Here is a 26,766-nt window from a genome sequence, read left to right as displayed (position 1 = left end):
AGCAGTGATGAAGAGCCGCATGGTAGACCTGCTGCGAGCGGCGCACGAGGCCGGCGCGTCCGACCTGCATATCTCGGTCGATTCGCCCCCGATCCTGCGGGTGAACGGCAAGCTGCAGACCGTCGGCGAGGAAAAGGTAACGGCCGACGAGGCCGTGCACATGGCGCTGGCGCTCATCGACGAGGAGCAAAAGGAGCGTTTCGAGCGAGCGGGAGAACTGGACTTTTCCTATGAACTCGAAGGGCTGTCGCGGTTCCGGGTGAACGCTTATCGACAGCGGGGTAAGGTGAGCATCGCGGTTCGGACGATCCCGACGCAGATTCCGACGCTGGAGCAGTTGCAGTTGCCTCCGATTCTGAGCACGCTAGCAGCCAAGCCGCAAGGGCTGATCCTGGTGACTGGACCCACAGGCTCCGGCAAGTCCTCGACGCTGGCCGCGATGATCAAGTACATCAATACGCATGAGAAAAAGCACATCGTAACGTTGGAGGATCCGATCGAGTACTTGCACGGACACGGTTCGTCGATCATCGATCAGCGCGAAGTCGGCAGCGACACCAAGAGCTTCGCCAACGGCCTGCGCGCCGCGCTGCGCCAGGACCCCGACGTCATCCTGGTCGGCGAGATGCGCGATTTGGAGACGATCTCGGCCGCAGTGACGGCGGCCGAGACCGGACATCTCGTTTTCGCGACGTTGCACACGACCGACGCGCCGCAGACGATCGACCGGATCATCGATGCGTTCCCCGGCCATCAGCAGGGACAGATTCGCGCCCAGCTCGCCGCGGTGCTCGTCGCCGTCATCTCGCAGCGGCTGCTGCCGCGGACGCAGAACCGGGGCAGAGCCTGCGCCACGGAGATTCTGGTCAATACGCCGGCGGTGGCGAATCTGATCCGTACGGAGAAGATCCATCAGATCAAGAGCGTCATGCAGACCGGCCGTCAGCTTGGCATGCATACGCTGGAGAACTCGATCAAGGAGCTGCTGCAGGCGGGCGCGGTCGAACCGGCCTATGCGCGGGCTTATCTGGCTGAGCCGGGTGTACTCTGATGGCGGACTTTCTGTATCAGGTTCGAAGTCAGACCGGACGGCAGATCAAAGGGAAGCTATCGGCCTCGAGCAAGTCGGCGGCGATGGACGAGCTGCGCAAGAGAAACCTCGTCGTTCTGTCGCTCAATGAGCAGAAGACGACCTTTCTCAACGCGGACATCTACATCGGGAATCCGGTCAAGCACGAGCACTTCATCATTTACTGCCGGCAGTTCGCCACCCTCATGCGCGCGGGCGTCAGCATCGTAGACGCGACGGCCATTCTGGCCGAGCAGACCGAGAGCAAGCCGCTCAAAAAGGCGTTGCTCGACGTGCATACGGGGCTCTTGCGGGGCGTGTCGTTCTCGCAGTCGGCAGGCGAGCACAAGAAGATTTTTCCCGCCATCTTCCTCAGCATGATCCGCGCGGGCGAAGAGACGGGCGATATCGAGGGCACGCTGGAACGGCTAGCCAAGTTCTTGGAGAAGCAGCATGTCACCCGGGAAAAGATCAAGTCGGCGATGACTTATCCGCTCGTCGTCGGCGTGCTGGCGATCGGCGCGGTCATCTACCTGCTGAAGGCTGTCGTACCGCAGTTCGTGTCGATGTTCGAATCGATGGACGCGCAGTTGCCTGGCATCACACTTATGGTGCTCGCGCTCAGCAAATCGATCGAGCATCAATGGTACCTGTGGCTGCTCGGCGCGCTCGCGCTCGTCGTCGCCCATCAGGTCGCCAAGCGATCGGATAAGGGACGGTACTGGATCGACTACGGCAAGCTGAAGGTGCCGATCTTCGGCAAGCTGGCGCAGAAGGGCGCGATCGCGCAGTTGACCCGCACGCTGTCTTCGCTGTATGCGAGCTCGGTGCCGGTGCTCCAATCGCTGCAGATCGTCGAGGAGCTCGTCAACAATGTCGTCATCGGCGGCTATATCCGCAAATCCGCGGACTCGCTTCGCCAAGGCAATCCGCTGTCCGAGCCGCTCAAGCAATCGTGGGTGTTTCCTCCGATGGTCACACAGATGATCGCGATCGGCGAAGAGACAGGTGCGCTCGACCAGATGCTGGAGAAGATCGCCGACTTCTACGAGATGGACGTCGAGAACACCGTCGACCGGCTCAAGTCACTGCTCGAGCCGCTGCTCATCGTTTTCTTGGCCGGGCTCGTCGGGACCATCGTCGCTGCGATCATGCTGCCGATGTTCACGCTGTACGGGCAGATGGGTTGAGCGGGAAGCGTGAGGCAGCCAAGGAGAGAGCAGTGCAGGAACAGATTGTCCATGCGTCAACAGGCGCTAGAGCATATAGATTTATAAAATGAATTGAAAGCGGAGGGATTGGAAGATGAGAACAGCTGTAATGAAGCGTCTCGGCAAGGCGAAGGAAGATCAAAAGGGCTTTACGCTGATCGAGCTTTTGGCGGTAATCGTTATTCTGGCGGTTATTGCGGCGATTGCAGTGCCTTTGATCGGCGGAATTATTAATAAGTCTAAAAAGGATTCTGATATTTCAACTGCTCGACAAATTTATGATGCTGCCCGCTTGTATGTAACCGCCGAAAAGGGCGGAGATTTTAAGAATACAGGTGCTACTACTAACTTATCTGTCCCCATTGTCGGTGCTGCTGGATCGGAAACCTTGCAAGGGAAGAATTATCTAGACCAAAACCTGGTTTTACCAAGCACGAAAGCAGCAATTACAGGCGGTACTGTAGTGTTCAGACAATCTGATGGTGCATTGCTTTATGTCTCTTTTACAACGGAAGAGGGGGGGGCTACAGGACTTAAGTATTACAAGGGTTCTGATGTGCTCGCTTCGAAGTCTGATGTAGATCCTGTGTCTACTGCACCTTCTGCTCCTTAAATTTACTTCACACCAGGAACCGGCCCAACCGGTTCCTTTTTCCTAACTAACATCGAAAGCGACCATCGCCATCATGACGATTCTTCTATATATATACCTGTTCGCGCTCGGCGCGGTGCTCGGATCGTTCTACAACGTCGTGGCTCTGCGCGTGCCGGCGGGCGAGTCAATCGTTTCGCCACCTTCGCGCTGCCCGCGATGCGGGACGCGGCTTACGGGACGCGACCTCGTCCCGATCGCGAGCTGGCTGCTATCTCGCGGCCGATGCCGTCACTGCAAGGCGCCGGTGTCGCCGCTTTATCCGCTTGGCGAAGCCGCGACAGGACTGCTTTTCGTCTGGGTGTACGCCACCTTCGGTTGGAGCCCGGCCGCGCTCATCGGACTTTTGCTCGTCAGCCTCTGCGTCATCGTGACCGTATCGGATCTGACGACGATGCTCATTCCGAACAAGGTACTGCTGTTCTTCGCGCCATTCCTGGCTGCAGCCTGCCTGCTGCTCCCGAACAAGATCCCTTGGTGGAGTCATCTGCTAGGCGCGGTCGCCGGTGGAGGCATTCTGCTGCTCATCGTGATCGTCTCGAAGGGCGGAATGGGGCTCGGAGACGTGAAGCTGTTCGCGGTGCTCGGCTTCGTCGTCGGACTGCCGAACGCGGTCGTGGCGTTAGTCGCGGCTTGTTTGGCCGGCACGCTCGTCGGGGTCGCCCTAATCGCGTTCGGCGTCGTGAAGCGCAAGCAGCCTGTGCCGTTTGGCCCTTTCCTGGCGCTGGGCGCATGCTTCGCGTACGGCTATGGCGCGGACGCGATCGATTATTATTTATCTTTATTTACCTGAACGGGGCGTGACTCACAATGTTCGGATCAGGCGGCAAGACCATCGGCCTGACCCTGGATCCGTCCGGGGCAAGACTCGTTAAACTTAAGAAAAAGAAGAGCTGGGAAATCGAGCGCGTCAGCGTGCTGCCCCTGCCGCCCGGCCTATTCGAAGAGGACCGGATCTCGGATTATGCGGAAGCGCGCAGCCTTCTGACGGAATGGGTGAAGGCGGAGAAGCTGCAGGGCCAATCCGTGACGCTTTCTTTTCCTACGTCGCATGTCATCGTCCGCCGCCTGCGCATCCAGAGCACCAGCGAGAGAGATCTGGCCGGACTCGTAGCGTTGGAAGTCGAGACCACGCTGCACCTGCCGTTCGAGGACCCCTTGCACGACTTTATCAAGCTCGGCATTGAAGGGGAGAGTACGCACGTACTCGTATTCGCGGCATCCAGGCAGTTGATCCAGTCCTATACGGACATGGTCGAGGGAGCGGGCCTTAGAGTGTCCGGCATCGAGCTGTCGGCGACGGCGCTGGCGCGCGCGATCCGGGAGTTGCAGGACGAGAAGTTCGAAGAGACGATGCTGATCAACCTGGACGCGAGCGCGCTCGAGATTTATATGTTCCATGGCGGACACCCTGTCTTCCTGAAGACGATCGCGCTCTACGGACAAAGCGACTCGGACGGCGCGCTGAACGAGACGCAGCTGTCCGAGGTGACGGCCGAGATCGCGCGGATGCTTAACTTCTACCAGTTCAGCATTCACGAGGGCAATGCAAGAATAACTGAAGCGCTTATTGTCGGTTCGGATCAAGGCCGGAATCAGTTGCTTGCGGGATTGCAGCAGTCTCAGCCGGAAGTGAGCATTCGGGCGTTTTCCTTCGATACCTATGCGACCCAGCATACCTACAGCGCGGACAACAATCGAGTCGCGGTCGGTCTTGCGCTTTGGCATCAGGACAAGAAGCGAATCAATCTCATGCCGCGCGTCGACCGCGATGCGCGCCTGTATCCGGTCATCCTGGCGGTATCGCTGGCCGTGTGGGTGCTGGCGGTTGCGGCTGTCTCCTACTATTATTTTGACAACAAGTCCGATCTTCGAGCCGGCGAAACGACGATCGCGCAGCTGAACGATCAAATCGCGCTGCTGCAGAGCGGTCTGGAGGCGAAAAACAGCCAGCAATCCGGGCAAACGAATCCGCTCAAGGCGATCGAGGACATTCGGGGCCATCGCCGCGACGCGATAGCGATACTGGCTGAACTGGAGAGCAAGCTGCCGTCCGGGGGCAGACTCCAAAGCGTTAGTTACAGCAGTCTGGGCCAAATCGGCCTGACCGTCCAACTGTCGGATTACGACAGCGCGTCCCGCTATCTATTCGATCTGAAGCATATGTCGTTCGCGGCTTCGGCGCAGCTGCAGTCGGTCGCGCAGAGCCCCGCTGGAGAAGGCCCGGCCGTGCTCGTCTCGAAGACGGCGATCTATTCGCTCGATATGAAGAAGCCGGAAGGAGGAGAAGGAGATGACGGGACTGCAGACGCAGCTCAATAAACGATCGCTGATCCTCATCGGCGTCGTCCTGCTTTTCCTGCTCCTCCTGATGTTCGTCGTGTACAAGCAGATGCCGCTCAATACGCGATTGTCCGAGCAGAGCGATCAGATCGCCAGTCTCCGCAGCCAAGCGGATGTGCTCGCGAAAAAAGCCGCCGAAGGCAGCTCCGCCGAAGCCGAATACTCGGACGCGTCCGTCCAGCAGGCGCTCCCGCTGTCGGACAATACGGAGCAGATGCTGCTCGATCTGAAAAGCGTCAGCCAGGCGACAGGCGTAGCGCTGCTGAACGCGACCTTTAGCGCGTCCGACAGCAATCAGCTGCAGAGCATGTTGGGCGGCGAGCAAACGCCGTATGCTTCGGTCGGCGAACTCAAGACGGCGGTCGCCATCGAAGGCACGTACGATCGGCTGCTTCAATGGGTGGGCGCCCTGCAGAAGCTCCCGCGTCTCGTATCGGTGGACAACTTCGCGATCGCGAAGCCGTCTGCGGCGGACTTGGGCAAGGCGATGACGTTAAACGTCAACTTCACCGCCTTCTTCGATCCGTCCTATCGCAATCTGGTAGACGAAGAATTGCTGCCTTACAAAGAGTAGTGACGATTCCTTTATTGGAAGGGGACGCTGCGGAGCGACGCTCCGCTCCGTCCTCTTTTCATTTTTCGGAGCGGATTTCCACCACCAGCGGGACCGAAGGATATGCTACAATAGAGAGACACTCTATGGAAAAAGGTTGTCGAATACGGTATGCGAGTGTCGAACAAGCTTGAATTTACGGAGCATCATCGCTATACCGCCTGTCGCGACTTCTCGCTCGGCGGCCTGGAGCGACGCGTGCTGGCCGAACTCTATCAACCGATGGCGGGCGCGCTCTCTATCGGCTTATATCTGTTGCTGTACCATCATCTTGGCGACGACGAGACCGGCTGCGTGCAGCCCGAGACGCAGCGCAAGCTGTTCCTCGGACTGGGCTTGGAGCCGAATGCGGCCGGGCGGCAGGCGCTGGTCGAGAGCGCCTCGAAGCTGGAGGCAGTCGGCCTCCTGCAGACGTTCAGGCAGCACGATCCGGCGGCGGACGAGACGCTCTACGAGTACGTGCTGCAGCGTCCGCTTGCGCCCGGCGAGTTTTTCGCCAACTTGCATCTGTCTTTGCTGCTAAGGGACCGGATCGGCAAGCCGGCGCTGATGGAGCTTCGCGAATCGCTCGCGCCGCGCAGTCCCTCGGGACTCGCGCGATTCCTGAACCGCGAGGAGATCACGGTGCCGTTCTACGAGCTGTTCCGCATCAATGCGGCGCAGATCGATCCGGAGCTGGAGCAATCGCTGACGCAGTCGGCGCCCGCCCGCGAGGCCGTCGGCGCGTCCCAGCCGGAGCGCGTGCGCCACAGCGAGCTGCTGCTCCGCTTCCCGAGAGGCTCGTCGAACCGGGCGTACGTCGAGCGGCTGAACCGCGCGCCGGAGTCGATGGCGCAGATCAACTTCCTGGCGTACAAGTTCGACCTCGAGCTGCCGGAGGTCAGCCGCCTGCTGGACGAAGACGGCGTCTTCCTGCCCGACGGCACGCTGCATTGGGACGAACTGCAGTCCCGGGCGAACCTGATCTACCGCCAAGGCCGCAAGCGCGGCGAGGAACGCGAGCGCTATCTGTCGCGCATCGGAGAGGCGGCTTCGAGCGAAGCGGCTTCTGGCGAAGCGGCGTCTGCCGCGTTGGACGAGGCGCTGTACGCCGTCCCGCCGTTCGAGGTGCCGGAGCGGCTCAGCAAGCAGGTCGCGTTGGACGAATACGGTAGATTGCTCATGCTGGAGCCGCACACGCGGTTTTTGGAGCGCTTCTTCCCCGGCTCCGTACCCGACGTATTCGCGCGCATCTTCGAGCGCATCGACCTGAACTACAAGCTGCCCGAAGCGGTCATCAACGTGCTGATCCACTACGTGCTCGGCACGAATCACGCGCAGCGCCTGACGGCGAGCTTCATCGATTCGGTCGCTGCCAATATGCTTGCCAAGGGCATCGATTCCTATGACAAAGCCGTCCGGTACGTGCGCGAGCAGGATAAGCTGAACGAGACGCTCGAGCGCAGGCGCAGAGGCGAGAGCGAGCCCGCGTCGGCCGGCAAAGGCAAGACGGCGTCGGGGCGCAGCCGCGCGGGCGCCTCGGGCGCGCGCAAGCCGTCCATGCCCGTCGTCGAGGACAAGGGACCGGCGAAGGCGCTGTCCGCCGAAGAGCGTCAGCGGCTCCGCGACCTCGCGCGGCAGCTGGATAAGAGCTGAGCCGGCGGACTCCGCCGGGCGATTGACGCATACCCCGCGCATAACGAGTACGCCATTGTCTTATTTTCCCGACATACACTTATACACTTGACCTATCTCGCTACGGAAAGGAGGGATCGCGATGGAGTCGCTTGGAGAAGCGCTGCGCAGCTGGAAGGCCGCGCCGGGCGTCGGCGATCTGGACAACCTGACCCAACGGGTGCTCACGGATCCGCTGGTCATGCAGATTCGCCGCCGGTACCCCGGCCTGGAAGAACGAACCCTCCGCATCAACTTGAACAAGCTGTATCAATATGCCAAGGAAGACCGAAGCTGCAGGAATTGCCCGGGGCTGGATCGCTGCCCGAACGATATGCAAGGCCATTATACGTCGATTACCTGCGCGGAGCAGAACGGCAAGTGGCAGCTGTTCGACGGCAAGACGCCGTGCGCGAGATGGATCGCCAACGAGCATCAGGAGCAGGTCCGTCGCAGAATCACGAGCCTGAGCAGCAACGTCGACATCGAAGCCGACAGCTACGAAGCCGAACAAATGCTGGATCTGGACGACGAGCGGGAGGACGCAGTGTTGCAGCTGCTGGCGTACGTGAACCGGACGCGAACCGACGGCCTTCAGAAGAAGGGGCTCTATCTGATGGGCAGCTTCGGCACGGGCAAGACGTACATGGCCGCCTATTTGCTGCATAAGCTCGCCAAGGAGGGCAAGACCGGCGTCATCGTCTACATGCCCGACTTCGTGGAGGACGCCAAGGCGCTCATGATGGAGCCGCAGAAGCTCAAAGAGACGATGACGCTCATGAAGGAAACGGATTTGCTCGTTTTCGACGACATCGGCGCCGAAAACTTGAGTCCGTGGGTTCGCGATCACGTCATCGGCGCGATCCTGAATCACAGGATGAACCGCAAGCCGACCTTTTACACCTCCAATCACGATCTCGAATCGCTCGAGCGGCACTTCAGCTTTACCCACAAGGAAGGCGAGGAGCTTCATAAAGGCCAGCGTCTCATGGACCGGATCCGTCCGTTTGTAGACGTCGTGCACGTACGAGGCCGCAACCAGCGCGGATAAGTCTTCATTCGGTTCGGTCCTAACGCATTCTTCCCGAAATCCAAGCCCGCAGTTAAGCTGCGCGGCTTTTTTTTTTGCGTTCTAAATCACCTCTTTATCGATTGATTATTTTTGTTATTCAAGCTCATCTATCAACAAAACTTATAAGTGAATTAAATTAAGCTTATTGACACTAAACCCACCTGCCTGCTATGATTTGTTAAAACCTATTGAAATGGTAGGAATTATGTGAATTGCTACCGGATAACCGGAGGGGGAATTGAAAATGAAATTGAAATCATCTAAAAGAATTATGTCGTTCGCCGTCGTGGCCCTGTTCGTCGCCTTGCTGTCCGCTTGCGGCTCGAACAACAACAACAATGCCGCTAGCTCCGGCAGTGCGTCGGCATCTGCATCGGGAGCCGCATCTGCATCCGCATCGCCGTCCGGTTCGGCTTCATCCGAGCCATCGGCTACGACGACCGCCCAGCCGAAGTCCATCGAGCTGCTGAACGTATCTTACGACCCGACCAGAGAGCTGTACGAGGCGTTTAACAAGAGCTTCGCGGACTATTGGAAGAAAGAAACCGGCCAAACGGTCAAGATCAACCAGTCGCACGGCGGCTCCGGCTCGCAAGCGCGCAAGGTGCTCGACGGTCTCGAAGCGGACGTCGTCACGCTCGCGCTCGCCTACGACATCGATTCTCTTACGGACAGCGGTCTCATCAAGAAGGATTGGCAGCAGTCGTTCGAATCGAACAGCTCGCCTTACACGTCGACGATCGTCTTCCTCGTTCGCAAAGGCAATCCGAAGGGCATCAAAGATTGGGGCGACCTGATCAAGGACGGCATCCAGGTCATCACGCCGAATCCGAAGACGTCAGGCGGCGCGCGCTGGAACTACCTCGCAGCATGGGGCTACGCGCAGCAGCAGGACGGCAATGACGAAGCGAAGACCAAGGATTTCCTGAAAAAGCTTTTCGCCAACGTGCCCGTGCTCGATACCGGCGCCCGCGGCTCCACGACGACGTTCGTCGAGCGCAAGATCGGCGACGTACTGCTTGCCTGGGAAAACGAAGCTTACCTCGCCAAGAAGGAATACGGCGACGAGTTCGAGATCGTAACCCCGTCGCTCAGCATCCTGGCCGAACCGCCGGTCGCCGTCGTCGATAAAAACGCGGACAAGCGCGGCACGCGCGAAGTCGCGGAAGCTTACTTGAAGTATCTCTACACGCCGGAAGGCCAAGAGATCGCCGCGCAGAACTTCTACCGTCCTCGTCTGCAGGAGGTAGCCGACAAGTACAAGGATCAGTTCCCTACGCTTAATCTGCTCACGATCGACAAGGATTTCGGAGGCTGGACCGAGGCTCAGAAAAAGCACTTCGCCGACGGCGGCACGTTCGACGAAGTCTATACCAAAGGTTAATATCTCCTAACCCGACAGCGAGGAAGGACGATCGCAATGGCTTCCCAGGTCAAAGAAAAACGCATATTGCCCGGATTTCGGATTACGATGGGTTATTCCATTCTGTATTTGAGCCTTATCGTGCTCATCCCGCTGGCGGCGCTGATCGTGAAAACCGCGGGCCTCACGCTTCCGCAGTTCTGGCACACCGTGACGAGCGAGCGCGTGCTCGCTTCGTACCGGGTCAGCTTGCTGACCTCCCTGTTCGCCGCGCTGGTCAACGTCGTGTTCGGCCTCCTCGTCGCCTGGGTGCTCGTACGCTATCGTTTCCCCGGGAAAAAGATCGTCGACGGCCTCATCGACATGCCCTTCGCGTTGCCGACGGCGGTGGCGGGCATCGCGCTCACGTCGATCTACGCGCCGAACGGCTGGATCGGCTCGCTGCTGGACCCGCTCGGCATCAAGGTGGCCTACACGCCGCTCGGGATCACGGTCGCCCTCATCTTCATCGGATTGCCGTTTGTCGTGCGGACCGTTCAGCCGGTGCTTCATGAGCTTGAAAACGACATGGAGGAAGCCGCCGCGCTGCTCGGCGCGCACCGCTGGCGGACGTTCCGCAAGGTGCTGCTGCCCGAGCTGATCCCGCCTTTAATCACGGGTTTCGCGCTCGCCTTCTCGCGTGGCATCGGAGAGTATGGCTCAGTCGTGTTCATCTCCGGCAACATGCCGATGAAAACCGAGATCACGCCGCTGCTCATCATCACGAAGCTCGAGCAGTTCGAATACAGCCAGGCGACGGCGATCGCGCTGGTACTGCTGATCATCTCGTTCGCGCTCCTGCTGCTCATCAATACGCTGCAACGGTGGACCAACCGCCGTCTGCGGACGAGTTAAGGGGGCCTCGCGATGTCAGGAGCCGTACCGGCCGCGGCCGCGTCTCAAACTGCTCAAGTCGCACACGTCCGTCCCAAGCATCTGAACGAATCGCGCGGCGTGCGCATCGTGCTGATCACGATCGCGCTCCTTTTCGTCGGACTCGTCGTCGTACTGCCCATGCTGACGGTCATCGCCCAGTCCTTCCGCAAAGGCTGGGAGACCTACGCGGAAGCGATCTCCGATCCGGACGCCATCTCTGCGCTCCGGCTGACGCTCACGGTCGCGGTCGTCGCCGTACCGCTGAATACGCTGTTCGGCGCTGCGGCGGCCTGGGCGATCACGAAGTTCAAGTTTCGCGGCAAAAATTTGCTCATCACGCTGATCGACTTGCCGTTCGGGGTCTCGCCCGTCATCTCCGGCATGGTCTACATTTTGCTCTTCGGCGCGCAAGGGCTGATCGGACCTTGGCTGATGGAGCACGATTACAAGATTGTGTTCGCGACGCCGGGCATCATCCTGGCGACGATGTTCGTCACCTTCCCGTTCGTCGCCCGCGAGCTGATCCCGCTCATGGAAACGCAAGGCGTGCAGGACGAGGAAGCGGCGGTCAGCCTGGGCGCCAAGGGCTGGCGGGTGTTTTTCAAGGTGACGCTGCCCAACATCAAGTGGGGTCTATTGTACGGCGTTATCCTCTGTAACGCCCGGGCGATGGGCGAGTTCGGCGCCGTATCGGTCGTCTCCGGCCATATCCGCGGCGAGACCAATACTTTGCCGCTGCACATCGAGATTTTGTACAACGAATATCAGTACACCGCATCGTTCGCGGTCGCGTCGCTTCTCATGGCGCTGGCGATCGTCACCTTGATCATCAAAGGCATCATCGAGCACAAGATGGCGAACAGCCGTACGCATTGAGCGCGAATCATACGGTCATCTAAGGCGAAAACACGAGGAGGAGTCCAAATGGCAAAACCGTTGGAGTTGAACGATAGCTGGATTCAGCGCATTACGGAAGCCGTAGAGGGGCTGCAATACGGCAACGTGCAGATCATCGTGCACGATGGCCGCATCGTTCAGATCGAGCGTACCGAGCGCCGCCGCTTCGACGAGGTGGCGGAGCGCCGCGGCGTCCGCGAAGTGCCGCAGAGCGGCGCTGCAGCGAAGTAGGCGAAAAAGCAGCGGTTTAAGGCAACGGGCCCGGTCCTCGAAGAGGACGGGCTCGCTTTGTGTCAGGGCAAAAGCGCGGATTCGAATGTATGGCTTTCGATGGCAATCAAAAAGCATCCCGTCCTCCGTATTCCCGGAGCGGGATGCTTCGTCATGGTCGCGTAGATTAAGAAATTACTTGCTTGATGATCACGGCGATCAGGAACACGAGGAACATGAAGCCGAACATGCCGCCGAAGCCGAATACGAGATCCTGCAGGTCGTCGCGGGGCTCTTCGTTCACGTGCTGGCGCGGATCTTGTACATAATTGTCCATGGGGAAATCCTCCTGAAACAAGTCATTAATGTTAGTATACCCAACTTCGCAAACGCTTGTAAAGCAACTCTTTTCTTCTGTGGTACAATAGAAAATACGGGATCACATGATCGCATCGGCGGTCGTCATCCTCCGAACTCATTTCTTTTCGGGAGGCGCAACATCAACATGGACGTCCAAGCCAATCCGCCGCTGCCGAGCCGCGAGCAAGCGGCCGAACATATACGCAACAAGCTCGCGCTGCTGCCGGACCAGCCGGGCTGCTACCTGATGAAAAACGCGGAGGGCGTCATCATCTACGTCGGCAAAGCCAAGGTGCTTAAAAACCGCGTGCGCTCCTACTTCATCGGCAGTCACAACGGGAAGACGCAGCGGCTCGTGAGCGAGATCCGCGATTTCGAGTACATCGTCACCGGCAGCAACATGGAGGCGCTCATCCTCGAGTGCAATCTGATCAAGGAGCATATGCCCCGGTACAACGTTCTGCTCAAGGACGACAAGTCCTTTCCTTATATTAAGATCACGAGCGAGAAGCATCCGAAGCTCGAGGTCGTGCGCCGTGTGCTCAAGGACAAGGGAAAATACTTCGGACCTTACCCGAACGCCTTCGCCGCGCAGGAGACCAAAAAGCTCCTCGACCGGCTGTACCCGCTGCGCAAGTGCAATACGCTACCGGACAAAGTTTGTCTCTACTACCATCTCGGGCAATGCGTCGCGCCGTGCGAATACCCGGTCGAGCCCACCGAGTACGAGCGCATGATCTCGGAGGTGTCGCGGTTTCTGAACGGCGGGCACGGCGACATCAAGCGGGAGCTGCAGCGCAAAATGGAAGCGGCCGCCGGCGAGCTCGAGTTCGAACGCGCGCGCGAGTACCGCGACCAGATCCAGGCGATCGAATCGCTCATGGAAAAGCAGAAGATCACGATGACCGACGCCAAGGACCGCGACGTCTTCGGCTATGCCGTGGACAAAGGCTGGATGTGCGTGCAGATTCTGTACATGCGCCAGGGCAAGATGATCCAGCGGCACGTGTCCGTGTTCCCTTATTATGGGGAAGCCTACGAGGACTTCATGACCTATGTTGCCCAATATTATTCGGAAAATCCGGCGTTGCCGCGCGAAGTGCTTCTGCCCGTGACCCCAGGCGAAGCTGCGGAAGCAGAGAGCGCGCCGGCGGCTGAAGGCGCTGGCGTCATGGCCGCGGGCGGCAAGCTGAACGATGCGCTGATCGAGCGGGTCGCGGCGTCGGCCGACGAGACGGAGACCGCCGAAGACGAAGGCTCGGCGGTCGGAGCCGGGGAAGGCGTCGCCGATGCCGCCGACGAGTCAGGCGGCGAGCTTGGCGAATCGCTGCGCACCTGGCTGAAGATCAAAGTGTCGGTGCCGAAGCGCGGCTCCAAGCGTCACCTCGTCGCGATGGCCGCCGACAATGCCAAAGTCGCGCTCGAGGAGAAGTTCCGCATGATCGAACGCGATCAAGAACGGAGCATCAAGGCATCCGAGGGACTTGCGGAGTGGCTCAATATCCCGTCGGCGCATCGGATCGAGGCGTTCGACAACTCCAATATGCAGGGCGCTTCGCCCGTCTCCGCGATGGTCGTCTTCACCGACGGCAAGCCCGACCGCAAGGAATACCGCAAGTACAACGTCCGCACCGTCACCGGGCCGGACGACTACGAGACGATGCGCGAGGTCGTGCGCCGCCGTTACGAGCGCGTGCTGAAGGAAGGACTGCAGCTGCCGGACCTGATCGTCATCGACGGCGGCCGTGGTCAGATCGGCGCTGCGATCGACGTGCTGCAGAACGAGCTGGGCCTGTTCGTGCCGGTATGCGGCCTCGCCAAGGACGCCAAGCACCGGACGGCGCAGCTGCTCGTCGGCGATCCCGCAGAGGTCGTGCCGCTGCCGCGCGACAGCCAGGAGTTCTACCTGCTGCAGCGCATTCAGGACGAGGTGCACCGATTTGCGATCACCTTCCATCGCGAGAAGCGCGGCAAGTCGATGATCGCTTCCAAGCTCGACGCTATCCCGGGCATCGGCGAGAAGCGCCGCAAGCAGTTGCTCAAGCACTTCGGTTCGCTCAAGGCGATCCGCGAAGCGTCGGTGGCCGACTTCAAAGCGGTCTCCATCGGCGAAGCGCTGGCCGCGCGGATTTTGGCCGCGTTGAACGAAGAGGAAGGCGGGGAAGCTGCCGAGGCTCCCGTGCCGTCGATCGAATAGGCCTATATCGAATCATTCATCACAGCCCCTTTTCCATCGAGAAAAGGGGCTCTTGGCGTTAGCGGAAGAGCGATCGGGGCTGTGAAATAGGCTTACATGAGGGGCCATCGCCTGCTGTAGTGAAGGCGATCCGCCACTCGGGCATGCGTGCGGGGCCATCGCCTGCTGTAGTGGAGGCGATCCGCCACTCGGGCATGCGTGCGGGGCCATCGCCTGCTGTAGTGAAGGCGATCAGCCATCCGGGCATGCGAAATGGTCCATCGCCTTCTGTAGTGAAGGCGATCGGCCTCCCGGGCATGCGTGCGGGGCCATCGCCTGCTGTAGTGAAGGCGATCAGCCATCCGGGCATGCGAAATGGTCCATCGCCTTCTGTAGTGAAGGCGATCGGCCTCCCGGGCATGCGTGCGGGGCCATCGCCTGCTGTAGTGAAGGCGATCAGCCATCCGGGCATACGAAATGGTCCATCGCCTTCTGTAGTGAAGGCGATCCGCCTCCCGCGAGCGATCATGCAAGTCTTCTCGTCGACATAAGGACCAAAAAGTGGTTGACGGCGATCCTTAATCGTTTTATATTGATAACGATTATCATTATCATAGTCGATACGGAGGTTACTGAATTGCGCGCAAATCGAAATTGGATGGTGCTTGCCGTCCTGCTATTGACCGTGTTCGCAAGCGCATGCGGCAGCAACGCCAACAAAGACGCGTCGCCGAGCGAGTCGGCCGGGGTTTCGGCATCCCAAGGGACGGCTTCGCAGCCAGCCTCTCCGGAAGCTTCTTCGTCGTCTGACGCCGCTGCCAAAAAAATCACGGACGCCAAGGGCCGCGAAGTCGAAGTGCCGACCGATCCGAAGCGAATCGTCTACGTTTGCAGCGATCCCGGCGACCTGCTGGCGCTAGGCGTACGTCCTGTTGGCGCCAGTTTGAGCGTCGTCGGCAGCCAGGTCGCTTATGGCGATCAGCTCCAGGGAATCGCGGATGTCGGTTATCCCGCCGACTTGGAGAAGGTGACGGCGCAGGATCCGGACCTGATTATTTTTAACGATTGGGACGAACAGGGTTTGGCTCCGCTGGAGAAGATCGCGCCTACCGTCGCGATCGCGGAGAACGGAGGCTTTGACCGGATGCGCGAAGTCGCTGGCGTGCTGGGCAAGGAAGCGGCTGCGGATAGCTATATCGCGGCTTACGACGAGAAAGTGAAGCAAACGAAAGACCTGCTGGCGCAAAAGGGCAAGCAAGGCCAATCGGCAACCGTGCTGCTCCTGATGGGCAAAGTCATGTACGTCATGGGTCATCAAGGCCTGTCCGTATCGTTGTACGACGCGCTCGGGTACGTGCCGCCGGCTAAAGTCCAATCGCTGATCGACGGCGGCGAGCGCTTCGCCGAGATCTCGGTCGAGGTTATGTCGGATTACATCGGCGACGAGCTGTACATCTTGAAGGACGAGGAAGAGGAGACCAAGGCGCAAGCGGAGGCGCTGTTCACGAGCAGCCTGTGGAAGTCGCTGCCTGCCGTCAAAACCGGGCAAGTGCACGCGATGGACAGCCAATGGAACTTCGACGATCCGGTCACGCGGACGATGCTGCTGGATGAGCTGCAGCGTATGAACGATTCAGCAGGTTAATATCGTGCCAGGCCCGAAAGGAGAAAGGCAGACGCAAAGGGAAGAAAGCTTCTCTTTGTATCTGCCTTTTTGCTGTAACGCCAACCTGATTTAAATGCTGCAATTCAACCATCTATTGGCTATAATACCAATTGTATGCGTCCTTATCGCCGCCAAGAAACGATCCTAGAGGAGTACCGACATGTCCGATTTTCTCCGCCAATTCGCGTTATTGATCCTCGCCGGCTGTATTCTCTCCGCAGGCTTCGTCGTTTGCATCGTTTCCTTTTTCTCCAGTTTGAACGATCGCGATTATCTTGCGCTTAACGCCAAGACAACCATTCCTTTACAACCGGGCAAATACGAAATTTTTTATGAGTATACCGAGAAAACAAGAGAAATGGGCCCGCTCACCTTTACGAAAAATAACGAAATCGTCGGTATATCAGACTTGGTCACGGTGATGGTGGATGACGGCAAGGCGTCGCTGGATTTAACGGAAGACAGGACTAGCACGTACACCGACTTCAGCAAAAAAGGTGAATCGATGTACCGTTTTACCGTCAAAGAAGAAGGTACTTACGGTATTACGGTCATCAGCAATGCCGAAGGTTTGCAGAAATACGCGCGATTTACGGTCATGGGCGACATGAAGCAGAGAATCATCGCTTTGTTTAAGAGCGTGGGACTGTCTTTCGCTGCCGCGGCTCCGTTTCTGATCGCCGGTTTAACCGTCTACGCGCGGATCGAAAAGCGGAAGCTTGCGGTGATCAAACTGCGCATGCAGCGTTAGCAAGTCGCAATTCCAGATTCGCCCACTATGACTGAGGAGAACTCGCATGCTCGCTTTTTCCCGCCAATTCGCCCCGCTGATCCTCGCCGGCTGCATCCTTTTCGCCGGTGCCATGACGAGCGCCTACGCTTTTTTCACGGGCTTTCACAATCGCGAGTACGTCGCGCTGAACGCCAAGACCGTCGTCCATTTGCAGCCTGGCGAATATGAAATCTTTTATGATTATATCGACGATAAAAACGAAAGCGGACCGCGCTCGCTCATGCCGAGCCATCCAAGCGGGAGGATGCTCGATCTCGTGACGGCCATGGTAGACGACGGAAGATCGTCCCTGGATTTGGCTGAGGATTCGTCCGATGTCTATGCCTTAAAGCGCGTGAAAGGGAAATCGGTATACCGCTTTACCGTCGAGCAAAAAGGGACATACGGCATTACGTTGATCAGCAACGCGGCGGACCTGCAGGGGCAAGTACGGTTCGCGGTGATGAGCGACTTTATCCGCGTACTCGTGTCGGCGCTCAAAAAATGGGGGCTCTTTTTCGCGGCCGCCGCGCCCTTTTTGCTCGCGGATTTCGTTTTGCATATGCGATTGGAGAAGCGGAAGCTCGTCAAGACGAGGCTGAGCTTGCAACCTTAAAAATCCTCCAGCCGCGCTAGCGCGAGATGCCTGCGGTCGGACCTGTCCCGCCCCGCCGCCGTTCGTGCAGCCAGGCGATCAGCAACGCGACGGCCGCCGGCAGAAGGACGCTGACGAAGCCGGCGATATTGTCGGACGACAGTCCGTCGGACAGCATCTGCACGGCCATCAGGGTCGAGTCGAGCACGACATGCGCGAAAATGACGGCCAGCAGGCCGAAACGCAGCATAAACCAAGCGAACAGAGCGCCAATGATCATGAGCTCGATGAACCGGGTCTGCCAAGGGTAGACCGCATAGCCGACATGGCCGAAAGCCCATATCGCCGTCGCGGGCAGGACCGCGATCGAAGTCAGCGCGCGGGACAATGCGGAGCCGGATCGCCCGCCGGTACCGGAGGCTTCGCCTCCCGACTTGGAGCCGCTCAGGGCGCCGAGCCATTTGCGAACGAGCCCGATGCCGAAGAAGCGGGTCTGGAGCTCCTCCGAGATGCCCGCGCACCAAGCGAGCAGAGGGAGCAGCCAAGGATGGTACATATTGTAGGCGGACTGGCTGGGATCGGAGCCGTAATAACTGCCGAGCAGCAGGCCGAGCCCCGTCAGCACGACGCTCTGGGCGGCGAGCAGGATCACGGCGAGCATGTAGCCTTGCTTCATGGCGGTCTTGACCCGGATGCCGTAGTCGGCATCCTGCCAGCGCGGCCACAGGGATCGGCCCATCGAGCGCCACAGGCCGTCGCCGCCGACGGCCGCGAAGTAGGTGAGCAGCGCTTGTATGAAAAGAATAACGACGTTCGTAACGAGCAGCGCCGTCACGTCGCTCTCCGAAGCGATTGCGTTCATGCCTGACGAAGAAGCGCGCAGTCCCGGACGCAGGTTGAACATGAACCCCGCGTACATGACGAAGAAGGCGGCGGACAGGAACAGCCCGCGCTTGAACGACGTCCATCCCCTGCAGGCCGCGGCGTATATGACGGCGAGCACGAACATGACGATCTGCGGCAAGAGGAAGCCGGTCATCGACAGCTTGTCGGCAATCTTGCGCTGCTTCGCGATCTCCTCCGAGAACGAATCGGGCAGCGCGTATCGGTACGTCAGCACCTTGTCGGGCTGCACGAGCAGCTGCAGATGCGCGTCCGACAGGCCGGATTTGCGGCTCTGCAGGATGACCGAGCCGCCCTCCGTCAAGCTGCCGATGGGCTCCCAGGACGAAGCGTCGAATTCCGGCTGCGTCTTGAGCCAGGCAAGGGCTTTGGCCGTTTGCGCCTCTACGTCGCGGACCGCCGCTTTGTCCGTATCAGTCATCGCATCGCCAACGCGCGCCCAGCCGACGACCTCGCCCGTCTCCATGTGGACGGAGACGCGGTCGACGCTGCCGTCAGCGGCATGCAGATCGACCGCGTAGACGTCCGTCGGGTAACGCGCGTCCCAGCCGCGGTCGTATTCGTCGGTCAGCTTGTGCTTGGTCATATAGGCAACCATTCGATCGTCGCCCACATGCGTGATCGTCGCCTCGGACCCTTCTCCGAGATCCATTCCCCAGCGCTCCGAGGCGTAGGCGAGAGCGATCCGCTTCGCCTCTCCGCGGCCGATTGCCGCCGATTCGCCTTTCATAGCCGGAGCGATCGCAGGCAATACTTGCATGAACAGGAAGATAAGAAGGCCGATTCCCGCGGCGACCGCCCATTTCGATGATCTCAAATTATCCACTCCGATTCCGAATTGATCTGAAAAAGCGTATACATCGTCTATTTATCCGCAATAGCTGGTCCTTTCGCTTATTATCGAGAGGAATTGGAGCCAAAACAAGAGAAAGAGTTAGAATCCCCGTAAAAAAGCTGTTACACGGCCGAATAACGTCCGTATATCCTCATACAAGGCGATTTTTCGCATTTCTGCTGTTGTGCGTACCTATAGGACAGACTATAATGCGGTGTAATGTTTTTTCTGGAAGACGGACCATCGTTTCTCCATCATACTACCCAGCCGAATTTCCGCAAAGAAAACGGGGGAACCACTTAAGCATTCCGGGGTGAATTCCGCGCGCGACGCGCCGGATAGGGCAGCCTGTTCTGGCCCGAACCCGTCAGCTAACCTCGTAGGCTGCCAGACAGGACCGCCGTGCGCCAAGGCACTGGAGTTCCAGTGTCTTTTTTTGCGCGCTTTTTCAATCGTTTGCCGACGCGAGGTGAATCGTACATTGCTTAGAAACATCATCGGCTGGCTATATGCTTCCCCGCCCCGCGTGCTGACGATCGGGTTCGCCGTCATCATCACGATCGGCGCGCTGCTGCTCAGGCTCCCGATCTCCACGGTGTCCGGCCAGCCGACGCCGTGGCTCGAGGCGTTCTTCGTCTCCAGCTCCGCGACCTGCGTGACGGGCTTGATGCGGCTCGACACGATCGGATACTTTTCCGTTTTCGGCCGCTGGGTCATCCTCGCCCTCGTGCAGCTGGGCGGACTCGGCTTCATGACGATGGGCACGCTGTTCGCCTTTTTCGCCGGACGCCGCCTCTCGCTTAAGGACCGTCTCGTGCTGCAGGAAGCGATGAACCAGGGCAGCCTCGAAGGCATCGTTCGTTTGGTAAGGCGCGTCCTGATCTACGCCCTTTGCATCGAAGCGGTCGGCGCGCTGCTTTTCACCTTCCGGTTTATGCACGAAATGCATTTTCGGCAGGCGCTTTATTATGGCGTGTTCCATAGCGTTTCTTTCTTCAACAACGGCGGCTTCGACCTGTTCGGCAATTTCCGCAGCATGGCCGGGTACGTCGGAGATCCTTATATGAACATCCTCGCGATCGCGCTTATCGTGCTCGGCGGCGTCGGTTTCGTCGTGCTGTCCGACCTCGTCGAGCTGCGTACGCGCCGCAAGCTGTCCTACCATTCCAAAGTCGTGCTCTGGGTATCGGCGTTTCTTATCGTGCTCGGCACGGTCACCATCCTGATCTTCGAATATACGAACGAGAGCACGATGGGCCCGCTCGCCTTCGGCGACAAGCTGCTCGCGGCCGCGCTGCAGTCCGTGTCCACCCGATCCGCCGGCGTCAGCACCGTCGACATCGGCTCCCTGCGGGACGCAACGCAGTTCGCGATGGTGCTGCTCATGTTCGTCGGCGCTTCTCCGGGCTCCACCGGCGGCGGCATCAAGACGACCGCGTTCGCGGTGCTCGCGGCCGCAGTCTGGGCGATGCTCCGCGGTCGCACTGACGTCGTGCTGCTCGGGCTGCGCATCGAACGGGCCAAGGTGAACCGCGCCATCACGGTCACGATGCTGTCGCTCGCCATCGTCATCACGTCCGTCATGATCCTCTCGATTACCGAAAAGCAGGCGTTCCTGCTCATTCTTTTCGAGGTTATGTCCGCCTATGCGACGGTAGGCTTGTCGGCCGGGATTACCGGGGACCTGTCGTCGTTCGGCCAGATCCTCATCATCGTCCTCATGTTCATCGGTCGTCTCGGTCCGCTGACGATGACGTACGCGCTGGGCTCCAAGTCCGGACGAACGCTGTACCGGCATGCCGAGGGACGTATCATTATCGGTTAAAGATCAGGCGAAGGAGGAGAGCGAATTGGGCAAAAAAATATTCGACTGGCTGGTCGCCTCCCCGCCGCGGACGCTGGCGATCGGCTTCGCCTTCATCATCGGACTCGGCTCGTTCCTGCTTCATCTGCCGGTCGCTTCGAGCAGCGGAGAGGGGACGCGTTATATCGACGCGCTCTTCACCGCCACCTCCGCGACTTGCGTCACCGGGCTCGTCGTCGTCGACACGGGCGATCATTACTCCGTTTTCGGACAGATCGTCATCCTGGCGATGATCCAGATCGGCGGTCTCGGCTTCATGTCGATGGCGACGCTGTTCGCGATATTCCTGAAGAGGCGCATCTCGCTCAAGGAGCGGCTGATTTTGCAGGAAGCGCTCAATCAGAGCAGCATCGAGGGGATCGTCCGGCTCGTCCGCCGCGTCGTGCTGTACGCGCTGACGATCGAAGCGGCGGGAGCCCTCCTGCTCACGATTCGCTTTCTTACAAATATGAGTCCGGGCCAAGCGATATACTACGGCGTTTTTCACGCGGTATCCTTTTTCAACAACGCGGGATTCGACCTCATGGGGGGCTTCAGAAGCCTGACCGGCTACGCGGACGATCCATGGGTCAATCTAGTGAGCATGGCGCTCATCGTCATCGGCGGACTCGGCTTCGTGGTGCTCTCGGATCTGACGGATCTGCGCGGCGGGCGCAGGCTGTCCTTGCATTCCAAAGTGGTCTTGACGATGTCGGGCTCGCTGATCTTGTTCGGGGCGATCGTCGTGTTCGCCTTCGAATACGCGAATCCCGGCACGATGGGCCCGCAGAATACGGGTACTAAGATTTTATCCGCGTTCATGCAGTCGGTCAGTCCCCGCACCGCCGGCGTCAATACGCTTAATCTGACGGATTTGCGGCAGGCGACGCAGTTTTTCATCATCATCCTGATGTTCATCGGCGCGTCTCCGGGCTCGACCGGGGGAGGCATCAAGACGACGACGTTCGCGGCGCTGCTGGGCGCGGTATGGGCGATCATCCGAGGGCGGGAAGATGTCGTCATGTTCCGCTACCGTCTGGCGCAAGAGCGCGTATATAAAGCGTTGACGCTTACGCTTCTTGCCTTGGCGTTGGTGCTTACGGCGACCATGATCCTGTCCACGACGGAGGACCACCATTTCCTCATGATCCTGTTCGAGGTGGTGTCCGCCTTCGGCACGGTGGGATTGACGATGGGCTTAACGACGGATTTGAGCCTGTTCGGCAAGATCGTCATCATGCTCATGATGTTCGCCGGCAGGCTCGGGCCGCTGACGCTCGGATACGCGCTCGTGCCGAAGCGGGACAAGGTGCTGTACAGGGAAGCGGAAGGCAAGATCATCATCGGATAACGAAAGAGATGTGCCACCATGAAAATGAATCAATTCGTGATCATCGGCCTCGGACGGTTCGGGGCCAGCATCGGCAAGGAACTGATCGAGCTCGGCTACGAGGTGCTCGGCGTCGACCGCGACGAGGAAAAGGTGCAGGAAATGAGCGGCATTCTGACCCACACGGTCATCGCGGACGCGACGGACGAGGACACGCTGCGCTCGATCGGCGCGCGCAACTTCGACTGCGGCGTCGTCGCGATCGGGGACGACGTGCAGGCGAGCATCCTGGCGGCGATCCTGCTCAAGGAGCTGGGCGTCAAGAAGGTCGTCGCCAAGGCCGTGTCCGAGCTGCACGGGCGCGTGCTCGAACGGATGGACGTCGACCGCATCATCTATCCGGAGCGGGACATGGGCATCCGGGTGGCCCATCAGCTCGTATCGCCGAACTTGCTCGACTACATCGAGCTGTCGGATAAGTATACGATCGCTGAGCTCGGCGTGCCAGCTTGTCTGGCCGGCAAGTCGATCGAGGAGACGAACCCACGCGGCAGGTACGGCTGCAGCATCGTGGCACTGAACAAGACGCAGGGGATGATCGTCGCGCCGACGGCTACGGACACGCTGGCCGAAGGAGACGTCATGGTCGTCATCGGCACGAACGAGCAGATCGAGGCCTTCCAAGACGCGATCGGCCAATAAAGGCGGGAAAGGTATGATATGGGCCGCATTCGCTCACGCTAACGGCAGAGCCGCTTAGCGACGGGAGTGAATGGAGAATGATGGAGCAACGAAACGGATGGAAGCGGCGGCTGGCCTCGCTCGCGGCGAGCCTGATGCTCGCCGGGACGGCGCTCGTGCCGGCGGTTAAGGCGGAAAAAGCGGGCGTGAAGCAAGAGCGGCCTGCGGTATCCGCGTCCGCCGCGAAGGGGAACAAGCCCGCAGCGGCGCCCGTGAGCTGGGCGGACATGCAGCGCCGGTACAGGGGCGTGTTCGTGCTTCGCGCCTCGGCCGCGGGCGGGCGGCGCGTGGCGCTTACCTTCGACGACGTGCCCGATCCGCGGTATACGCCGCTCGTGCTTAACGCGCTGAAGCGCAAGCGGGTGCGCGCCACTTTTTTCGTCGTCGGCAGCCGGGCGGCCAAGCACCCCGGCCTGATGCGCAGAATCGTGGACGAAGGCCATGCGGTGGGCAACCATACGTACTCGCATCCCGAACTGCCCAAGCTGAGCCTGGGGCAGGTTAAGCGGGAGATCGAGCGGACCGGGGCGACCATTCGGGCAACCGCGGGCTTCGAGCCCGCGATGATCAGGCCGCCATACGGAGACATAAGGTCCGCTCAGCTGGAATGGGCGAGGGCCAGGGGGTATACGGTCGTCAACTGGGACGTCGACTCCCAGGATTGGCGCCAGATTCCATCCGGCGTCGTGCTGCGCAACGCGGTCAAGGGACTGCGCCCCGGCTCGATCATTCTCATGCATGCGGGCGGGGGATCCGGACAGAACCTGTTCGGCACGGTAAATGCCTTGCCGCACTTGATCGACCAGCTCCGCGCCAAAGGATACGAGCTGGTGACGGTGCCGGAGCTGCTGCATATTCCGGAGCGCAGGCCGAACCGGGCTTGAGCCGGACGGCGCCGGCAAAGACCCGGAGCTGCCTGAGGCCGCGCGACAAAAAAAAGACCGCAACCGCCTTCTCTCGAAAGCGGCTGCGGTCTCGGGCGCATCCGGACTAATTAAGCACGTACAGGTTGACGTATTGAAAGCCGAACTTGCTTGCCTTATCCCGGGAACCGGGCACGAATATGTCGATGCGGTTGCCCTTGATGGCGCTGCCCGCGTCGCTGGCGACGGCGAACATGCCGCCGGCGGGCAATCCGTCCAAGCTGTAGCCCGTTATGTACACTTTGGTGCCGAGCGGGATGACTTTAGGATCGACGGCGATCGTGCCCAGCTTCAGCGGGTTGCCGAAGTAATCGACTGGGCCCCAGGCGTTTTCTTCGAGGGACGCGGAGTAAGCCGTCGCCTTCATCTGGATGGCCGTCGCGTAGGACAGCGAGTCGCCCGAAGTCGTCTTGACGAGCTTGGCGGATTGCGCGACCGCGGCGGGCTGGACCGACTTGGCCGTAACGGTAGCCGTCGCAGGAGCGGGGATCGAGAGCTTCAGGCCGGCGTATATGTTCTTCGGATCGACTTTCGGGTTGAAGCTCATCAGCTTTTGCAGCGGCACGCCGAACTTTTTGGACAGCGTCCAGAACGTATCCGCGTCCGTGGCCGTGTAGGTCGTAGCCGCGTACGAGGCGGCTGCGGGCAGCAGCAGGGCGGCCCCGAGCGCGAGCGCGGCGGCTCGCATTCCCAATCGAAAACGCATATGTATTCACCCTCCGGTTCGATTCATGCGCCTAGCGTAGCATGATCCCTTGAACCGGGTTAAGTGGTAAAGGACGCCACGGTTGGATAACCGAGGATATCTGAGAGGCGCTCTCATCCTGCGATTGCGCCCCCGCGGTAAAAACGAGGCAACGATGAGAAAAATGAAAAATCGTTCCGTCAGCTCTGGCGGTTGCCCCTGCCGAACAGCGCGATCGTCTCTTCGATTAAATAGCGCGTCGAAGGCGCGAGCCAGGCGAGATCGCCGTAAATAAGGGAGGTCGTGCGCTTGAACTCCTCGAGCTCCCGGATGCGGACGATATACAAGTCGTTATCGCTCAGCATCTGCGGGCGCAAGTACGACTTGGGCAGCATCGTACCGGCCCGGCTCGCGCCGAGCAGCCGGACGATGGCCTCGAACGAGTCGATCTCCATGCGGACGTCGGGCTTGACGCTGTATTGACGGAACAACTCGTCCGTCAGGTTGCGGTACCAGGTACCCGGAGCGAACAGAATCATCGGCAGCCCGTTCAGGTCGCTCATCGACAGCTGCGTGCGTTCTACTATAAAGTGCGAACGCGGCAGCACCAGCACGACCGTATCGTCGAAAAGAGGCGTACTCGTAATCGACGGGTCGTCCTCGACCGAGGAGGCGACGAGGCCGAAGTCGACTTTTCTTTCTTTAACCAGCGTCGCGATCTCGTGCGTCTTGCCGGTGACGGCTTTGATCTCGAGGTTCGGATGCTTCTCCGTCATGGCGGTGATCAGCTCGGGAAGCGTCGTCTGCAGCGTAGTTAGGCTCGCGCCGATCGTCGCGACGGGGGCCTCCGCCGTCTTGAACGCGTTGAGCCGCTGCAGGTAGTCGCCGTGGAACCTGCGCAGCTCGAGGGCGAATTCGTAGGTGAACTGTCCGGCGGGAGTCAGCTCGAGACGTTTGCCGATGCGGCGGAACAGATCGACGCCGAGCTCCCGCTCGAGGCGCGCGATTCTGCGCGATAGCGCGGGCTGCGTGACATTCAGCCTGTCCGCCGCCCGGTTCAGGCTGCTGTGCTCGACGACGGTTGCGAAAACTCTCATATCTTCCAGCATGTGGACGGCTCCTCCGCGTTTTTTTGTTGCTTATGTCGATTCGTCATAAGTTTTAATAATAAATAAGCAGTTCCATTATAAGCGAAAATGGAGTAACCTATAAACCGTGAAGAATTCGTGACAACGCACGGATCGAAAGGAGAACGCTCACCGACATGAAAGGAAACTCGTTTTACGCGCGCAAGATTCATTCGCTCTTGGGTGTGATTCCGCTCGGATTGTTCATTATCGAACACGCCCTGACGAATTACTCCGCGTTCGAGCATGGCAAGGAGGGCTTCATCGACAGCGTCAAGGGCCTGCATGACCTGCCGCTCATCTTTTTCCTCGAGCTGTTCGTCATCTGGCTGCCGATTCTGTTCCATGGCGTCTACGGCCTGTATCTCGCCTTCACGTCGAATTACAGCACGGGCCGGTACAGCTACGGACGCAACTGGGCGTTCGCGCTGCAGCGGATTACCGGCGTCATCACGTTCGTGTTCGTCGCTTGGCACATTTGGCAGACGCGCGTTCAGGTCGCGCTCGGCAATACGACCAACGAAGAGATCGGTCAACACATGCACGATATCGTGACCCAGCCCGTTTACTTCACTATTTATTTCATCGCGGTCCTCGCCGCCGTCTTCCACTTCGCCAACGGCCTGTGGGCTTTCCTGGTGTCCTGGGGAATTACGGTCGGTCCGCGCGCGCAGCGTGTATCCTCGAACATCTGCATGGGCATTTTCGCGATCGTCGCCGTGCTGTTCCTGCTGTCGCTGTTCGCGTTCCGCAGCGACGAGTTCGCGGCGGCGCAGACGGCTGTCGTCGGTTTGTTAGGTTGATCGGAGGGA

The 26,766-nt window shown here is 59.6% G+C and carries 25 protein-coding genes and 1 riboswitch; of the genes, 21 read left to right on the top strand and 4 right to left on the bottom strand.

The genetic code is table 11. The annotated features are described in order from the left end of the window. Positions 1–7: 7 nt before the first annotated feature. The 12 genes from BM235_RS06015 to BM235_RS05960 all read left to right on the top strand — a co-directional run bounded on the left by BM235_RS06015 (position 8) and on the right by BM235_RS05960 (position 12,019). Positions 8–1,051 carry a type IV pilus twitching motility protein PilT gene (locus BM235_RS06015; RefSeq protein ID WP_090111066.1) on the top strand — a complete coding sequence of 348 codons (1,044 nt, stop codon included), beginning with the start codon at positions 8–10 and terminating at the stop codon, positions 1,049–1,051. Then, a complete protein-coding gene (locus BM235_RS06010; protein WP_090110547.1) occupies positions 1,051–2,259 on the top strand; it encodes a type II secretion system F family protein in 1,209 nt (402 codons plus the stop codon). Before BM235_RS06015 ends, BM235_RS06010 begins: the two co-directional genes overlap by 1 nt. A gap of 115 nt (positions 2,260–2,374) precedes the next feature. After that, on the top strand, positions 2,375–2,893 hold the full coding sequence (locus BM235_RS06005; protein WP_090110545.1) for a prepilin-type N-terminal cleavage/methylation domain-containing protein: 519 nt from the start codon (positions 2,375–2,377) through the stop codon (positions 2,891–2,893). A gap of 73 nt (positions 2,894–2,966) precedes the next feature. Further along, positions 2,967–3,725: a prepilin peptidase gene (locus BM235_RS06000; protein ID WP_090110543.1), complete on the top strand. Its 759-nt coding sequence runs from the start codon at positions 2,967–2,969 to the stop codon at positions 3,723–3,725. Between the two features lie 17 nt (positions 3,726–3,742). After that, entirely contained in the window at positions 3,743–5,254 is a 1,512-nt protein-coding gene (pilM, locus tag BM235_RS05995; RefSeq protein ID WP_090110541.1) for a pilus assembly protein PilM, read from the top strand. Beyond that, complete coding sequence (gene pilO / locus BM235_RS05990) at positions 5,226–5,849, top strand: type 4a pilus biogenesis protein PilO (protein WP_090110539.1); 624 nt, start codon at positions 5,226–5,228, stop codon at positions 5,847–5,849. The genes pilM and pilO overlap by 29 nt, the downstream gene beginning before the upstream one ends. A 150-nt stretch (positions 5,850–5,999) precedes the next feature. Beyond that, complete coding sequence (locus BM235_RS05985; RefSeq protein ID WP_090110537.1) at positions 6,000–7,523, top strand: DnaD domain protein; 1,524 nt, start codon at positions 6,000–6,002, stop codon at positions 7,521–7,523. Between the two features lie 121 nt (positions 7,524–7,644). Next, the gene (locus tag BM235_RS05980) at positions 7,645–8,592 is read left to right on the top strand and encodes an ATP-binding protein (RefSeq protein ID WP_090110535.1); all 948 of its coding nucleotides are present in this window, start codon (positions 7,645–7,647) and stop codon (positions 8,590–8,592) included. A 265-nt stretch (positions 8,593–8,857) separates the two neighbouring features. Continuing rightward, the gene (locus BM235_RS05975) at positions 8,858–9,997 is read left to right on the top strand and encodes a sulfate ABC transporter substrate-binding protein (protein ID WP_090110533.1); all 1,140 of its coding nucleotides are present in this window, start codon (positions 8,858–8,860) and stop codon (positions 9,995–9,997) included. 36 nt (positions 9,998–10,033) lie between these two features. Further along, the gene (cysT, locus tag BM235_RS05970) at positions 10,034–10,870 is read left to right on the top strand and encodes a sulfate ABC transporter permease subunit CysT (protein ID WP_090110531.1); all 837 of its coding nucleotides are present in this window, start codon (positions 10,034–10,036) and stop codon (positions 10,868–10,870) included. Between the two features lie 12 nt (positions 10,871–10,882). Further along, positions 10,883–11,767, top strand: coding sequence for a sulfate ABC transporter permease subunit CysW (gene cysW, locus BM235_RS05965; RefSeq protein WP_090110529.1), 885 nt, complete (start codon positions 10,883–10,885; stop codon positions 11,765–11,767). A gap of 48 nt (positions 11,768–11,815) precedes the next feature. Then, a complete protein-coding gene (locus BM235_RS05960; RefSeq protein ID WP_090110527.1) occupies positions 11,816–12,019 on the top strand; it encodes a YezD family protein in 204 nt (67 codons plus the stop codon). Between the two features lie 166 nt (positions 12,020–12,185). Here BM235_RS05960 and BM235_RS05955 read toward each other — a convergent pair whose 3' ends face one another. Beyond that, entirely contained in the window at positions 12,186–12,335 is a 150-nt protein-coding gene (locus BM235_RS05955; protein ID WP_090110524.1) for a YqzM family protein, read from the bottom strand. 168 nt (positions 12,336–12,503) lie between these two features. On the opposite strand from BM235_RS05955, the gene uvrC reads away from it, so the two are divergent. The 4 genes from uvrC (at position 12,504) to BM235_RS05930 (ending at position 17,588) form a co-directional block, all read left to right on the top strand. Next, positions 12,504–14,555, top strand: coding sequence for an excinuclease ABC subunit UvrC (gene uvrC, locus BM235_RS05950; RefSeq protein ID WP_090110511.1), 2,052 nt, complete (start codon positions 12,504–12,506; stop codon positions 14,553–14,555). A gap of 616 nt (positions 14,556–15,171) precedes the next feature. Then, the gene (locus BM235_RS05940) at positions 15,172–16,179 is read left to right on the top strand and encodes an ABC transporter substrate-binding protein (protein ID WP_143106635.1); all 1,008 of its coding nucleotides are present in this window, start codon (positions 15,172–15,174) and stop codon (positions 16,177–16,179) included. Between the two features lie 181 nt (positions 16,180–16,360). Further along, positions 16,361–16,951, top strand: coding sequence for a hypothetical protein (locus BM235_RS05935; RefSeq protein ID WP_090110504.1), 591 nt, complete (start codon positions 16,361–16,363; stop codon positions 16,949–16,951). 46 nt (positions 16,952–16,997) lie between these two features. Beyond that, positions 16,998–17,588: a hypothetical protein gene (locus tag BM235_RS05930; RefSeq protein WP_090110502.1), complete on the top strand. Its 591-nt coding sequence runs from the start codon at positions 16,998–17,000 to the stop codon at positions 17,586–17,588. Between the two features lie 16 nt (positions 17,589–17,604). Here BM235_RS05930 and BM235_RS05925 read toward each other — a convergent pair whose 3' ends face one another. Continuing rightward, positions 17,605–19,287: a CPBP family intramembrane glutamic endopeptidase gene (locus tag BM235_RS05925; RefSeq protein ID WP_090110500.1), complete on the bottom strand. Its 1,683-nt coding sequence runs from the start codon at positions 19,285–19,287 to the stop codon at positions 17,605–17,607. 273 nt (positions 19,288–19,560) lie between these two features. Further along, positions 19,561–19,705, top strand: a riboswitch (cyclic di-AMP (ydaO/yuaA leader). A gap of 81 nt (positions 19,706–19,786) precedes the next feature. Between BM235_RS05925 and BM235_RS05920 the strand changes: the two genes are divergently transcribed. The 4 genes from BM235_RS05920 (at position 19,787) to BM235_RS05905 (ending at position 24,103) form a co-directional block, all read left to right on the top strand. Then, positions 19,787–21,130, top strand: coding sequence for a TrkH family potassium uptake protein (locus BM235_RS05920; protein ID WP_090110498.1), 1,344 nt, complete (start codon positions 19,787–19,789; stop codon positions 21,128–21,130). A 25-nt stretch (positions 21,131–21,155) separates the two neighbouring features. Beyond that, on the top strand, positions 21,156–22,499 hold the full coding sequence (locus tag BM235_RS05915) for a TrkH family potassium uptake protein (protein WP_255374081.1): 1,344 nt from the start codon (positions 21,156–21,158) through the stop codon (positions 22,497–22,499). 18 nt (positions 22,500–22,517) lie between these two features. Continuing rightward, on the top strand, positions 22,518–23,180 hold the full coding sequence (locus BM235_RS05910; protein ID WP_090110493.1) for a potassium channel family protein: 663 nt from the start codon (positions 22,518–22,520) through the stop codon (positions 23,178–23,180). 77 nt (positions 23,181–23,257) lie between these two features. Further along, positions 23,258–24,103 carry a polysaccharide deacetylase family protein gene (locus tag BM235_RS05905; protein WP_255374080.1) on the top strand — a complete coding sequence of 282 codons (846 nt, stop codon included), beginning with the start codon at positions 23,258–23,260 and terminating at the stop codon, positions 24,101–24,103. Between the two features lie 106 nt (positions 24,104–24,209). Here the strand turns inward: BM235_RS05905 and BM235_RS05900 are convergent, their stop codons facing one another. Both BM235_RS05900 and BM235_RS05895 read right to left on the bottom strand, forming a co-directional pair. Further along, a complete protein-coding gene (locus tag BM235_RS05900) occupies positions 24,210–24,848 on the bottom strand; it encodes a 3D domain-containing protein (protein ID WP_255374079.1) in 639 nt (212 codons plus the stop codon). Between the two features lie 179 nt (positions 24,849–25,027). Further along, the gene (locus BM235_RS05895) at positions 25,028–25,936 is read right to left on the bottom strand and encodes a LysR family transcriptional regulator (RefSeq protein WP_090110481.1); all 909 of its coding nucleotides are present in this window, start codon (positions 25,934–25,936) and stop codon (positions 25,028–25,030) included. Between the two features lie 155 nt (positions 25,937–26,091). Between BM235_RS05895 and BM235_RS05890 the strand changes: the two genes are divergently transcribed. Next, positions 26,092–26,757 (top strand): succinate dehydrogenase cytochrome b558 subunit, encoded by a 666-nt coding sequence (locus BM235_RS05890; protein ID WP_090110479.1) that lies wholly within the window; start codon positions 26,092–26,094, stop codon positions 26,755–26,757. Positions 26,758–26,766: the final 9 nt, after the last annotated feature.

The sequence above is a fragment of the Cohnella sp. OV330 genome (assembly GCF_900112065.1).
Classification (GTDB): Bacteria; Bacillota; Bacilli; order Paenibacillales; family Paenibacillaceae; genus Cohnella.
Note: the sequence above shows the minus strand (reverse complement) of the source record. Positions and strands in the feature narration are given on the sequence as shown.

Excerpts from the sequence above, each read along its gene's own strand:
- BM235_RS06015 (WP_090111066.1), top strand. The coding sequence starts at position 8 with ATGAAGAGCCGCATGGTAGACCTGCTGCGAGCGGCGCACGAGGCCGGC.
- BM235_RS06010 (WP_090110547.1), top strand. The coding sequence starts at position 1,051 with ATGGCGGACTTTCTGTATCAGGTTCGAAGTCAGACCGGACGGCAGATC.
- BM235_RS06005 (WP_090110545.1), top strand. The coding sequence starts at position 2,375 with ATGAGAACAGCTGTAATGAAGCGTCTCGGCAAGGCGAAGGAAGATCAA.
- BM235_RS06000 (WP_090110543.1), top strand. The coding sequence starts at position 2,967 with ATGACGATTCTTCTATATATATACCTGTTCGCGCTCGGCGCGGTGCTC.
- pilM (WP_090110541.1), top strand. The coding sequence starts at position 3,743 with ATGTTCGGATCAGGCGGCAAGACCATCGGCCTGACCCTGGATCCGTCC.
- pilO (WP_090110539.1), top strand. The coding sequence starts at position 5,226 with ATGACGGGACTGCAGACGCAGCTCAATAAACGATCGCTGATCCTCATC.
- BM235_RS05985 (WP_090110537.1), top strand. The coding sequence starts at position 6,000 with ATGCGAGTGTCGAACAAGCTTGAATTTACGGAGCATCATCGCTATACC.
- BM235_RS05980 (WP_090110535.1), top strand. The coding sequence starts at position 7,645 with ATGGAGTCGCTTGGAGAAGCGCTGCGCAGCTGGAAGGCCGCGCCGGGC.
- BM235_RS05975 (WP_090110533.1), top strand. The coding sequence starts at position 8,858 with ATGAAATTGAAATCATCTAAAAGAATTATGTCGTTCGCCGTCGTGGCC.
- cysT (WP_090110531.1), top strand. The coding sequence starts at position 10,034 with ATGGCTTCCCAGGTCAAAGAAAAACGCATATTGCCCGGATTTCGGATT.
- cysW (WP_090110529.1), top strand. The coding sequence starts at position 10,883 with ATGTCAGGAGCCGTACCGGCCGCGGCCGCGTCTCAAACTGCTCAAGTC.
- BM235_RS05960 (WP_090110527.1), top strand. The coding sequence starts at position 11,816 with ATGGCAAAACCGTTGGAGTTGAACGATAGCTGGATTCAGCGCATTACG.
- BM235_RS05955 (WP_090110524.1), bottom strand. The coding sequence starts at position 12,335 with ATGGACAATTATGTACAAGATCCGCGCCAGCACGTGAACGAAGAGCCC.
- uvrC (WP_090110511.1), top strand. The coding sequence starts at position 12,504 with ATGGACGTCCAAGCCAATCCGCCGCTGCCGAGCCGCGAGCAAGCGGCC.
- BM235_RS05935 (WP_090110504.1), top strand. The coding sequence starts at position 16,361 with ATGTCCGATTTTCTCCGCCAATTCGCGTTATTGATCCTCGCCGGCTGT.
- BM235_RS05930 (WP_090110502.1), top strand. The coding sequence starts at position 16,998 with ATGCTCGCTTTTTCCCGCCAATTCGCCCCGCTGATCCTCGCCGGCTGC.
- BM235_RS05910 (WP_090110493.1), top strand. The coding sequence starts at position 22,518 with ATGAAAATGAATCAATTCGTGATCATCGGCCTCGGACGGTTCGGGGCC.
- BM235_RS05905 (WP_255374080.1), top strand. The coding sequence starts at position 23,258 with ATGATGGAGCAACGAAACGGATGGAAGCGGCGGCTGGCCTCGCTCGCG.
- BM235_RS05900 (WP_255374079.1), bottom strand. The coding sequence starts at position 24,848 with ATGCGTTTTCGATTGGGAATGCGAGCCGCCGCGCTCGCGCTCGGGGCC.
- BM235_RS05895 (WP_090110481.1), bottom strand. The coding sequence starts at position 25,936 with ATGCTGGAAGATATGAGAGTTTTCGCAACCGTCGTCGAGCACAGCAGC.
- BM235_RS05890 (WP_090110479.1), top strand. The coding sequence starts at position 26,092 with ATGAAAGGAAACTCGTTTTACGCGCGCAAGATTCATTCGCTCTTGGGT.